Origin of the sequence: Vibrio neptunius (assembly GCA_019339365.1) — a bacterium.
In the GTDB taxonomy this organism is placed as follows: Bacteria; Pseudomonadota; Gammaproteobacteria; order Enterobacterales; family Vibrionaceae; genus Vibrio; species Vibrio neptunius.
Window position 1 is genome coordinate 454266 of record CP079860.1, and the last position, 12610, is coordinate 466875.

Sequence of the window (12610 nt, forward strand, 5' to 3'; positions counted from 1 at the left end):
GGATGTCCGTTTATGCTGTTCAACATGTCCATTTATGCTATTTTTCTTTATGAGTCGACAACACATATTCCGAATCAATGACGTGCTTTATCACATTCATAAAGACATCAGCAAACCCCTACCAGCCAAGGAATTAGCGGATATTGCCGCCTACTCTGAGCAACACTTTCATCGCGTTTTTAAACAGGTGGTCGGAGAATCTATCCACCAATATATCCGCCGAACACGAATGGAGTATGCCGCCAACCAATTGATGTTTGAACCGAATTCTTCGGTATTGGACATCGCCAACAAATGCGGCTTTCACTCTGTTTCTTCTTTCAGCCGAGCATTTAAATCCACTTTCAGCGTCTCTCCCGGAGAGTGGCGAAAGCACGAGCAACAAAACATCGACAAACCCTATCTCAAAGATCCTGAAATCGCCGCAGGCTATCACCGCGTCGCCAAAAAATCCCTTCCCGAACCTAAAATCATCGAAACCCCCGATCGTCTAGCCGCCTATATTCGCCACGTAGGTTATAGCCGAACGGTAAAAAATGCTTGGCGAGTCTTAACTTCGTGGGCAGGCAGCGAGGGGCGTGATACATCACGTCAATACGGTTTGCATCACTCAAACCCCGCGTTGGTTGAGCTAGATAACTGTCGCTACGTAGCCTGTATCGAGATAGATACACAGATCAAGGTTCGCGGTATTGTTAATCAGTTAGTGATACCGGGTGGACTACATGCGGTATTTCGCCTCACCGGAGTGTATGGAGAGCTGCTTCCTCAAATCAGCAAGGTTCATGAACAATGGTTGCCTGAATCCGGCTTTAAGCTGGGACCAACGCCAGCCTATGTTCACTATCACAGGAACCACTTCCTGCATGAAGATGAACACTTTGAACTCGATTTTTACCTGCCTATCAGTTTTTATTAGGCAATCCTAATCATCAAGGCTCAGATTGAATTGTTTAAACCACTTCTGTTACCGTGTCATTTCTCATTAACAACGGAGCTGTTTAATGGACTCAAGTAGGCTAAACCAATATCTGGCTAAGATCGGGCTCTCATACATACCCCAAACCACCATCGAAGACCTTACTGTCCTCCACCGAGCGCAACATCGCAGAATTCCTTTTGAAAACTTTGATGTAGCGCTTCGTCGTACTATCAATTTGTCTGACGACGCTTTGTTCGAGAAACTGGTTCTACGTGAACGTGGTGGCTATTGTTTTGAAGTCAATGCCTTGCTACTCAATGCTCTGAAAAGTTTAGGCTTTGACGCAACACCCTTGCTTGGTCGAGTCCACCTTGGACCAGAGCCTTCAGGCCGGAGCCATCTGGTATCACTGGTCGTGCTTGACGGACAGGAGTGGATTGTGGACGTTGGATTTGGGTCGCATACTCCACGAACACCGATACCTGTTGTTTTTGATAGGGAAATCCCCACAGACTTACAAACCTTGCGGTTCGAACAACACTCCCTATACGGCGCTATGCTTCAGGCAAAAATAGACGATGAATGGATTGATCTTTATAGCCTTGATTTTACTCATGTCTGCGCTAGCGATATTGCTTATGGTAATTTCTATATGTCAACTTGCCCTGACTCAAGCTTTTTGCAAAAACGGCTAGCAACAATCACCACAGACGACGGCATTATCACGCTGCTTAATAGCACGCTAAAGATTAAGTCGAACGGACATATTGAGGAAAAAGAGATCGCTGAAGATGAGAGTTATCTGATGGTTTTAAAACAAATGTTTGGCATTGAGCTGGACGCAAACTTTGACGATTTCATACCACTCAACAAGGATATGTAACAGAGTCGGCAGAGCAGATATAAACAAGACACCTGCTCTGGAAAGCGGACCTAAGAGTTAGGCTGAATTGGGCTCCCCCTTTCAGCCTAACTTTTTGTGTGGCGTCTTTGGTTACTGTCTCGGGTTTCGACCAGAGCAAATTTCATTTTCAAAGTCACTACGATAAGGGTTGATATCAAGGCCGCCACGTCGCGTATATCGAGCAAAAACTGTCAGCTTTTCAGGAGCACAGCATCGTTTAATATCAGAATAGATGCGTTCGACACATTGCTCATGAAACTCATTATGTTCGCGAAATGAGATGAGATACTTAAGAAGACTTTCGTGATTAATTTTGGCTCCAGTATAACGAATGTATACGCTTCCCCAGTCTGGCTGATTCGTCACCAAACAGTTCGATTTCAAGAGATGAGAACATAAAGATTCAGAGACATATTCATCCACTGTGCTTCCGCATAGCGCATCCGCATCATACTCAAACGAGTCTACGGTGATATCCAAACCATCAATACAATCAAATTGCTTATTTATAGACGTTTGTTGTGGTTCATCTACCTCCATAAACGAGACCGTCACTTCAGCTCCGGCAGCATTAGTTAAGTCGGACTGCATTGTCTCAATAACGATATCTTGCGATTCAAAACAGGTTTGATTGAAGCTATTTAAATACAATTTGAATGACTTCGATTCAATCAAGTTGTTGGACGTATGAGGAATAATAAACTCTGCAATTGCGACAATGGGCTTTCCTTTGTTGTTTAACCATGACACTTCAAAGGCCGTCCATAAGTCAAACCCAGCATGAGTGGCGACCTTAAGATCTTTAATCTCATTTCTGCCTCTTTGTCTTGGGATAGGATCGAGTAATTCTGGTTGATACTGAGAGATATACTCGCTTTTTTTTACCTAGGTTCTTATCATAGGTGGTCATTATTATTTAATTCCTTGACGTTGATGAAGCGGGAAAACAGTTTCCTTGCGAAATAAATGGGGCTGACACTACATATTGCCTAGCAGATCTTGAGACAGTCTAACTGAGAAAAACAGCGGAAAGCCGGTTACTTGGTGGTGTATAAAAGAATGCAACAATGGAACGCATCATACTGATTTTCCAACCTGATTTCGTCTTCTATCGGGAAAAACACTATGTTGCCTCTAAAGTGTGTCCAGTTACTCATTATTGCTTTTCACCTTTGTGCGGGCCAGAAAACCAAACCAACACCAAAAATACAATGCCACCTGTAGAATATCAATGCACTCAAATATACACACGCACCCTATCTGATGCATCTGTTTTTATGTTTGAACTGTGATTATCAGTAACGAAGGCATCGCGTCTTGACTTCAAGAAACCACCTATTGGCAACAGTTAGTTCACGCAGCGTGTTGCCAATGAAAAAGCGTTTGACTCGCTCATGCCTCAAACACCAACTGGTGATGTGCTTACCTGCAGTTACAACAGGTGATGGGTTCCAAAAACAAAAGGCTCTCCACATAGGAGAGCCTTTTTCGTTTCAGTCGACCTGTTGTAACAAACGACTATTTGATTAAAAAGAAGTCGCCCTGTCAGAGCTGGAACAGAAACGGCACCAGATGTTGCCTGAACATTAATCAGCTCACCACTCATCAAGTCTTCAAATTCGCCTGTCGATTTGACTCTTACTAAGTCAACATTGAGTGTTTGTTCCGTTGTTGATGTGTTGAGTACGTAAATGATCTGCTCGTCACCATTCACTTTCAGGTCAGCATACAAGTTGTCATCCAACCATAAGTTGCGTCGTTCACCCGCATAAAGCGCCGGATGTTCACTACGAACCTGCATAATTTGAGTCAGATAGTTTTTCACATCTTGCTGCTCAGCAGTCAGCGTCACCCCAGTCACACCCTGCACTTTCGCGCTTGAGCGGGCGACGTGATCATCGCACAGCCCCTGAGAAGCACAATCTGATGTGACCTTATCCGAGAAGTGAGCGACTTCGTCGCCAATCTCTTCGCCATAGTAAAGGGTGATTGGTCCAGAGTAAGCCGCTAGAAAGCTAAACGCGGCTTTGTGTCGCTTGACGGCTTCACCAAGATTGCCACGCTGAATCAGGTCACCGAAGCGCACCAAGTCATGGTTACCAAGCATTAAGTTTGGCATCGCATGGTAAGGCGATTTGGCACGGCTGTTCCACTCTGCATCCAAAACACGGGCATTGTTGCTCGCCCCCGATTCTTCAACCGCCAGAGCTTGAACTAAACCGTAACGTAACGGGAAGTTGAACGCCGACGAAAGGCCCGGTTGTGAGTCACTGCCATAGGTTGTTGCTGTAATCTCATCGGCACCTTTCCAGACTTCACCGACCATGTAGCCCAATGTTCCCCATTGCTTACCCGCATTCTTATTATCCAATGAGGCTTGCTCTACTGCAGCTCGAATGTTGCGCCATGCCTCAAGTGGAAGCTGATAAGATTGGTCGAGACGCCAGCCGTCAATACCAAACTCTTTCACCCAATAAGTTGCCACCTCTGTGAAGAAGGCTTCACTCGCTGCATCTGGGTAATTCACATACATACCCGGGTAACCCTCTTCCCCTCTCAGACTTGGTAGCTTACCCGTTGGGGAAGGTTTCACACCAGTAAGGTTAGTATGACCGAACACCCCATCTAAAAGCACGTATAGACCTTTAGCATGAGCAGCATCAACCAGTGCTTTCAACTTTTCGTTCGTGCCAAATTTAGGATCGACATTGAAGTAGTCACAAGCAAAATAGCCGGTGGCGTCAAGGCGATCATCACCAGCCTGACCCGCGCAAGAATCAAACACAGGTGTGAGCCACAATGCGTTCACGTTTAAGCTCGCAATGTAGTCAAGACTATCAATAACACCCTGAAGGTCTCCATTGTGGTGAGAATTGCCGTAACCCACACCGTAGTTATGGTCTGAGTCTCCATCCACAAATGACTCCACCATCACCTGATAGATCCTCAGATCACAAGCTTTGCTGTCATCCTGATAGCAGGCATAGTCAAGGTTTGTATCTATGACAGACACTACCAACGCAGATTGCTCTGAAGCGTCTAACGAAAACTTGTATACGCCTTGCTCGGTCACTGTCAGCTTGATATTGCCATTTCCTGCATTTTCAAGCGTTACAGAACCGTTGCCAGTTGAAAAGCCACCAAAACCAAGATTGATCGTACTCCAGTCAGAAGATGCCAGTTTGAACTCATACTCTCCCGGAGTGAGATAGCCTTCAAAGGCGTACACACCGTCACCCTGATAGGCCATTTCATCACTGGTACTCCAGCCATTCATTGAGCCACGAACGTATAATTTGGTAGAACCGTAAGGCGCGACATCAACTGGCTTACTATCAATATTCAGCCCTTCTCCTTGCGCACCATTTTGTGTCTGGACAAAGACAGTCGCAGTTAATGGTGGAATAGTGAAAGCGCCGTCTTCAAACTTCGCCTGCTTAACGACTGAATCAGACGAGGCTTTCAACACCGGATGCAACTCAAAGCTTTGTGCTCCAGCAATCTGAATGGTTTGTGCTGAAGTATTGGCATTAATCGCAACAACAATTGAGTCGAAATTGCTATCAAGGTCTGCGCCTGCACTCACCCCATCATTCACTGACATCACAATCATGCCCGGTAATGTCGACGGCCCAGTATTATGGAAACGTACGCGCTTCAAGACTTGCTCTTCACTCACTAAACGAAGCAAGGGTGTGCCGGAACGAATCTTCAGCAGTTCCTTGAAGACCTTGTCTGTCCAAGCAATATGCTCCGGAGTTGCCACGGTATTCGGGTTGCTAATGATTGATTGGATAGCACTCCAGTTAGCCTGATCTTTATCAGCACGTGGCAGACCAATGTTCCAGTTATTCGTCTGCTTACTAAAATCGACTTTGTTGTACCAATCACCACTGTCGTAGCTATCGCGTTCCATGGATTTAGAGCGTAGCAATTCAGACCCCATGTGCAAGAATGGCACACCTTGTCCGAGCATTACGGTTGATAGACCTACGATCTGCATACGCGCACGGTCTGCTGGCGTAGCGCTGGCATCAGCTTTGTACTGGTTGAAATCCCACAACGTTTGGTTGTCATGCTTTGAAACGTAGTTAATGGATTCCTGAGGATCGAGCGTATAAGCCGCACCCTGCCCTCCGTACTGGAAGTCACGACCGTACACAGTGGCACCGCTGTACGTTTCTAACGGGTAGTTTTGCAGATTACCTGTCATACCGTAACGGATAAGATCCATCTTCGATTTCAGATCATCATTGAATCGGCTACCCGCATTAGCAAAACCCGGATTTTCAAGCAGGGCATCACCACTATCGAATGGACCACCACCGCGTACGCCATCACGTAGACGATCGTTGTAAGTCCCTATGCCTGTACCCGCCATCGGCCATTGGGTTGCGTTTTCACCACGTTGACCATCAGCAACTTCACCAAAGTTCCAACCTTCACCATAGAACCAAGTATCTTCATCTACTAACTTGGTTTTCTCATACACATGCAGCATGCTCGACTTCATCAGGTGTCCCATCAAATCGAAGCGGAAGCCATCGATCTTATAGTCCTGAGCCCACATCACTACACTGTCCGCCACCAGTTTCTCAAACATGCGGTTCTCAGACGCAGTGTTATCACAACAGGTTGAGTTCTCGACAGCACCTGTGATCGGGTTCAGGCGATGGTAGTAGCCCGGTACAGCTTTATCGAGCACAGATTTGTCATACAAACCTGAGGAGTAGGTGTGGTTGTAGACAACATCCTGCACCACTCTGAAGCCCATATCATGAAGCTTCTGCACCATCTGACGGTACTCACGAATACGCGCAATGCCATCGGTTGCAACAGCGTAGCTGCCTTCTGGTGCGTTGTAGTGGAATGGGTCATAACCCCAATTGAATCCATCCAGTGGGCGAACATCTGCGAGCAATGCCTGCGCTTCGCCGCTGTTAGGATCCGTTTGTTCTAGCAAAGACAGAATGGTTGCAGCGCGTGAAGTACCATCGCTACACAGCTTGGCATCAGAATTGATACCACAAAGTTTTTCGACGGTATCGGTCAGATTCACCGTCTTCGCCGGATCTTCAGGGATGGAAGCCAAATCGTAAGTTGGTAGAAGATGGATCGTTGTCAGGCCAGCTTCTTTTAACGATTTCAACTGCTTAACACTGTCGCGTTCCTCTTCTAAGAAGGCCAGGTACTTACCGTTGTTTGCTGGCGTACCTTGTGTGTCGCTGATACTAAAGTCACGCACATGCAGCTCATAGATGATGTGATCTTCGGGATTTTCCAGCTCTGGAATCGATTGACTGTCCCAACCTGCCGGCTTGGTTTCATCATCTGTGAGGTCTACCAGTTGAGAGTGCAGACTGGACGTGCTCAAAGAGAGAGAGTAAGGGTCAGTGGTCATCATCCACTCAACGTGGTCGGTTTTCGGATGATAGGCCTTCACACGGTAACGATAGAACACATTCTTCAGTGAAGCATCGCCTTGGTAACGCCAGATGCCAGTTGCAGCATCCAGAGTCAAACTGAATGGCGACTGTGCGATTAGTGCTTTATCCTGATCGTACAAATACAGTTCAACATCTTGAGCGGTTGGCGCCCAAAGCGCAAAGTTCGCACTATCGCCTTCCATCCAGCTACCCAATTTAGCTTCATCCGCATCATTTGGTCCTGCGGTGTAAAGCGTGTCTACAGCGCCCGGAATCTGGACACGAGTTGCGACCAACGGTTTGCCTACATCATCGAGTGCCACTGCAATTAGCTGTGTTTTCAACAGCGCTTTAGCCGTCTCAGTATCAACATCCAGATAGAAACCGACACGATCTTTCAGGTGTGGGAAGTCAGGATTATTAACATTGCCAGCAAATGAAATGTCGTACTTGATAAACTGTTCTGGCTGGTTGATATCACCGTTACCCGCAGCACGACTCCAGATTTGGTAACTGGCTGCTTCACTATGATCAAACCAAGCAATGGAATTAACATCGAGCCAGTGAGCTGCTGCACCGTCAAGTTTCACCACAACTTGCTCATCTGGTGAGTATTTAACAATTGAGCTACCGTGTGTCGTATACAGTGTATTACCTTTAGCAAATTCAGCCTTCAGATCATCACCGCCCAGCGCTTTTTCGTCACCTTTGTGCAAGATGAAATTCATACATGCACCGTGATTGGATTTCAGTGGTACAACATACTTAGCACCATATTGTGGGTCGATTTCTCCCCAAGCGTAGGGGTTGCCCCAGTCCACGCCGTTTAAGGCGTCAGCCGACACTGCGTCACAAGATGCGTTATTCCACAGGTGAAGTCCCCAGTTCGTGTAGTTACCATCATCTCGTTTGTAGTAAATGACCGATTCAGAATAAACAGGGGCAGGCTCGGATGACGTGTTATCTGGGCTGGTAGGGTTTGGATCGATACTGTCTGGAATCCCATCTCCATCATCGTCGCTTGAGGCAAAGTCTCCTAGCCCATCGCCATTGGTGTCTTTACTTTCAAAGCGATCTTCCGGGAACGCGTCCACGCCATTATCGGCACCATCACCGTCGATATCACTGTCTTCGCTGTCAGTGATGCCATCACCATCACGATCAGCAGGTTGACTGGATGCCGAGTAAGGGTCGGTTCCTAACCGAGTTTCTTCTTCATTACTCCAACCGTCACCGTCGATGTCTGAATCATGCGCATCTGGGATTTTGTCGCCATCCAGATCGGCGGGGAAGCTCGCCGATGAGTAAGGGTCGCTAGCGAGTTCTAACTCGACAACATCGCTGAAACCATCATTATCATCGTCCGTATCCGCATGATCGCCAATTCCGTCATTATCGGCATCTGCCGACTCTTTAATATCGGTTGGGAACAGATCAATCGCATCGGCTACGCCGTCACCATCGCTGTCTTGCGCGATAACCGGCACACCTCGCCCATCCAGCATTAACGTCTTGTTAAGCAGTTCATTACGACCACGTTTAAGTTCTTTTCCTAATGCTTTGCTGCCCAGCTCCAACGTATCCGCCAGCGCTTCCATATCCTGATGTTCAATGGTTTCTGGCAGTAATTGCGTTAACGCCTTCGCGCTTCTTGCGACGACCACCTCTTGCTGAGCAATATAATCGCTTTCAATATCTAGGTGTGGCTGTTTGAGTTGTCGACGCAGTTTACGCAGTGCTTTGCGTTCGCTGACACCTTGCTGCATTTGCGCAGCAATGTAAGTCGAGAATGGCGTCACCAGAGTGTAATGACTCGGTGCCATCAAGGTATAGTCTCTTGTCACAGTAACACCCGGAATATCAGCGTCAATCGATACGCCTCGCTGGGTTTTAGCAACAAGATAAACGTCTTGGTCTTCGATATTCAGACCTTCAAGGTCAATGGCAGCATATCCGTCTTTATCAGTGACGGCTGACGGCTCATAACGATCTTGTCGACCATTTCCGTTGACGTCCAGCCAGACAGATGCTTTTTCTATGTAGCCATCCATCACGTTGACTTCTAGCGGGTCATTACAACCTGCCAGCAACCCAAGCGACGCCATAGCTAGGCTCAGTTTTGTTAGCTTGATGTTCATTTTTTTATCCATTTATATTCACGTTCCACGAGCGATAAACTTTTTGGTTTAATTACATCGCCTCAAGCTAACGTTATATTTTTAAAACAGTTAATTACCTCATCCTATAAAACTGATTGAGTAGGCGTAGATCGGGGGGAGGAGAAAAATTTTAGCATCAGGCTCACAATTACAGCCTTTAAAACGATCGAAAAATTACTCTGATGATGTGCAATCAGTGAGAAATCTGACACTTTGTAGTAACGAATGGATCAACGGCTGTAGGATTACAACAAGTCGTTTCAATGTTAAGAAATTGGATCTTTGACTCAATCTGCTGCTGCTTTAAAAGAAAGTAGTTTTGATTGAAACAAAAAACGAAAACTGGTGGCTAAGTAACAGCTACCCTGCCACCACAGTCTTATCAATCATTGATTGGCGAGTAAGATTTTTCTCATCATATCTGCAAGTTGGGCTTTTTCTTGTTCATTAAATATGCTCAGCATTCCGTTCATATTTGATAAGTGTGACGCTAAAGCCTCATCGACTAATTGAGCGCCCTGCTGGGTAAGCGTTACTTTACAACTGCGTCTATCATCGCCACTTGCTAATCGTTCAACAAGACCTCGCTGAACCAACTTTTCAATCCGAGTGCTCATCGCGCCTGAGGAGATCATCAAGGTTTTGTACATTTCAGTCGGGGTCAGTGGTTGCTTATTTCGCATTAATGTCGCCAGAATATCGAACTCCAACATACTCAGTTGATGCTGCTTAAACACATGTTCCAATTGACTGTGCCACAGTCCCTGAACACGCATCAGTCTACCGACAATTCCCATGTCAGAACAATCCAACTCAGGCTTCACATCGCCCCACTGCTTCAAGATGTGGTCGACAGGATCTTGCATATCTCATCCCTCTACTGATTTATCTTTTTAAAAAGATACTTGATTAAAAGACAAAACACCATTACTTTATAAAAAGTATCTTTCATAAAAGATATTTTTTATAAAGACAAACTGTAACGAAAGGAGGCATCAATGACACGCACACAACGAATCGCAACGTTAGCCATTACGGCATTAGCGCCAATGGTCTGGGGAAGTACTTACATCGTCACCACTGAACTTCTGCCTGCCAACAGCCCTTTGTTCGCATCGATGCTGCGCGCTTTGCCTGCTGGGATAGTATTGGTGTTGTTTTCTCGCACGATTCCAAATGGAAGTTGGTGGGCGAAACTGGCCGTACTTGGCCTACTCAACATCGGATTTTTTTTCTACTGCCTATTTTATGCTGCCACTTACTTACCCGGTGGTATGGCGGCTCTGATTATGTCCATTCAGCCCATTCTCGTTATGGGGCTGAGCGTGGTTTTGTTGAGAAGCACATTAACGTTCACGCAAATAGCTGCTAGTGGTTTGGGAATAGGTGGCATCGCTATGCTTGTGGTCAATAACCCAGGTCAACTCAATACCTCGGGAGTAGTCATGGGGCTATTCGGTACCGTTAGCATGGCACTAGGCGTGGTGTTAACGAAAAAGTGGGGGCGCCCTGAAAATATGTCCTTGCTGAGCTTCACTGGCTGGCAATTGTTGTTTGGTGGGCTGATGCTACTCCCTGTCGCCATCAGTGCAGAGGGGTTACCTCAACAAATCACGTTAAAGAATGTTGTTGGTTACAGCTATCTGGCAATTGTTGGCGCCATGCTCGCCTACTCACTCTGGTTCCGAGGAATTGAACAGCTCAGCACAGTGTCTGTCTCATTCCTTGGCTTTCTCAGCAGTGTATCTGCTGTGATCCTCGGTTACCTAGTCCTTGATCAGACTCTGACCTGGGTTCAGCTTATCGGTGCGCTAAGCGTATTGATTTCAATTTTGCTGGCGGCATCAGCCCCAACCTATTCAACAATTAAAACAAACACATCATTTATTAATAGTAAAAAGGAACTTGCATGAAACTTACCATTATCTCAGGCAGCCAACGTGCTGACTCACAAAGCCTAAAAGCGGCCCACTATTTATCGACACTGGCAGAGGTTGATTTTACGGATATCGATATTCTCGATCTCCATCAGCTGAATTTACCACTATGGAATGAAGGCATGTGGTCGGGTAGTGATGAATGGGCCCCTTGGCGAAAGATTGCTACTCAGCTACAAATCAGTGATGCATTTGTTTTCATCACCCCGGAGTGGCACGGTATGGCAACGCCAGCTCTAAAGAACTTTTTAATGCTATCGACTGCGAAAGAAATGGCGCACAAACCTGCTTTAGCTGTCAGTGTTTCGGCAAGTGTTAATGGTGTTTATCCTATTAGTGAAATTCGTTTAACCGGCAGTAAGAATAACCACGCGTGCTTGATTCCGGATCACTTAATCTTTCGCAACGCAGAAACTCTGTTCAATTCAGACGGGAGCGTAAATGATGTGAACTTTCATCGCCGTAGTGAGTATACGATGAAGCTGTTATCCGCTTATGCACATGCATTAAAACCCGTCCATCGGGATATGGTGAAGGCAGGAAAGTCATTTCAGTATGGAATGTAAAAAGAAATGAAGCATTCTTGAGCACATTCAGGCGTGCTCAAGAATCCAATCTCAGTATCAACCTTTGACGTGCGGCTGATAATGGTATTTTTCGATATTTTCACCAGTAATGACTTGGATTTCAAACGGTTCACTGGTATCTAAGCCATTAGTCGCAAGTTTGGAATCATTACGCCACAACCGTGATGGGTAATCCATATTTGGAACATCTCCTACCGCATCGAATACGCCACGCTGCAAGATTTTTCCATCTTGGACCAAGTTGACTTTGTACAAATCACGACTGACCGAGTTAATTGTTTCTCCGTACACTCGCACAATAAATGCACCATTCGAATAGAGAGAATTTAATAGCTGAGTTTGGTGCTCAACTTTCTCTTGCGACCACAGACCACTTTTCGCCTTTTTAGCGTATATCCCTTTTGATTGCTCACGAGAAATATACTCAACAGATGTCACCATAGATTGAGACTGATCGAAGTCCACGTTGTACGTGGTATTATTGACATCGATCTCAAACTGTTTATTTAGGTTATTCACATCTTTTTGTGTAGATGTGTTTGTGCTCTGACAACCCGTTAGTGCGACTAGTACTAAAGCGCTAACTATAGAGCTTCTAAACATTGTTACTCCAACAACTGACAATTTAGTTATAAAACGGGGTGATTATACATATTAGTAACTTATATAAAAGTC

7 protein-coding genes and 1 pseudogene are annotated in these 12610 nt (G+C 45.9%); 4 read left to right on the plus strand and 4 right to left on the minus strand.

What is annotated here, in order from left to right; translation table 11 throughout:
* Window positions 1-49: 49 nt before the first annotated feature.
* The gene (locus KW548_18750; GenBank protein QXX09123.1) at window positions 50-919 is read left to right on the plus strand and encodes a GyrI-like domain-containing protein; all 870 of its coding nucleotides are present in this window, start codon (window positions 50-52) and stop codon (window positions 917-919) included.
* A gap of 85 nt (window positions 920-1004) precedes the next feature.
* Window positions 1005-1805 (plus strand): arylamine N-acetyltransferase, encoded by an 801-nt coding sequence (locus KW548_18755; protein QXX09124.1) that lies wholly within the window; start codon window positions 1005-1007, stop codon window positions 1803-1805.
* A 111-nt stretch (window positions 1806-1916) separates the two neighbouring features.
* Here the strand turns inward: KW548_18755 and queF are convergent, their stop codons facing one another.
* The 3 genes and pseudogenes from queF to KW548_18770 form a co-directional block, all read right to left on the minus strand.
* Window positions 1917-2693: an NADPH-dependent 7-cyano-7-deazaguanine reductase QueF gene (gene queF, locus KW548_18760; protein ID QXX09461.1), complete on the minus strand. Its 777-nt coding sequence runs from the start codon at window positions 2691-2693 to the stop codon at window positions 1917-1919.
* Window positions 2694-3357: 664 nt separating this feature from the next.
* Window positions 3358-9390: pseudogene (gene pulA / locus KW548_18765) on the minus strand (pullulanase-type alpha-1,6-glucosidase).
* A 407-nt stretch (window positions 9391-9797) separates the two neighbouring features.
* Entirely contained in the window at window positions 9798-10277 is a 480-nt protein-coding gene (locus KW548_18770) for a MarR family transcriptional regulator (protein ID QXX09125.1), read from the minus strand.
* Between the two features lie 132 nt (window positions 10278-10409).
* Between KW548_18770 and KW548_18775 the strand changes: the two genes are divergently transcribed.
* Together KW548_18775 and KW548_18780 are read left to right on the plus strand one after the other, a co-directional pair.
* Window positions 10410-11324 carry an EamA family transporter gene (locus tag KW548_18775; GenBank protein ID QXX09126.1) on the plus strand — a complete coding sequence of 305 codons (915 nt, stop codon included), beginning with the start codon at window positions 10410-10412 and terminating at the stop codon, window positions 11322-11324.
* Complete coding sequence (locus KW548_18780) at window positions 11321-11914, plus strand: NAD(P)H-dependent oxidoreductase (protein QXX09127.1); 594 nt, start codon at window positions 11321-11323, stop codon at window positions 11912-11914. Before KW548_18775 ends, KW548_18780 begins: the two co-directional genes overlap by 4 nt.
* Before the next feature lie 57 nt (window positions 11915-11971).
* Here the strand turns inward: KW548_18780 and KW548_18785 are convergent, their stop codons facing one another.
* Window positions 11972-12376, minus strand: coding sequence for a hypothetical protein (locus KW548_18785; GenBank protein ID QXX09462.1), 405 nt, complete (start codon window positions 12374-12376; stop codon window positions 11972-11974).
* Between the last annotated feature and the right edge of the window lie 234 nt (window positions 12377-12610).

What these genes read in the sequence shown, in the direction of transcription:
- KW548_18785 (QXX09462.1), bottom strand. Translation starts at nt 12,376, where the DNA reads ATGGTGACATCTGTTGAGTATATTTCTCGTGAGCAATCAAAAGGGATA.
- KW548_18770 (QXX09125.1), bottom strand. Translation starts at nt 10,277, where the DNA reads ATGCAAGATCCTGTCGACCACATCTTGAAGCAGTGGGGCGATGTGAAG.
- KW548_18775 (QXX09126.1), top strand. Translation starts at nt 10,410, where the DNA reads ATGACACGCACACAACGAATCGCAACGTTAGCCATTACGGCATTAGCG.
- KW548_18750 (QXX09123.1), top strand. Translation starts at nt 50, where the DNA reads ATGAGTCGACAACACATATTCCGAATCAATGACGTGCTTTATCACATT.
- KW548_18780 (QXX09127.1), top strand. Translation starts at nt 11,321, where the DNA reads ATGAAACTTACCATTATCTCAGGCAGCCAACGTGCTGACTCACAAAGC.
- KW548_18755 (QXX09124.1), top strand. Translation starts at nt 1,005, where the DNA reads ATGGACTCAAGTAGGCTAAACCAATATCTGGCTAAGATCGGGCTCTCA.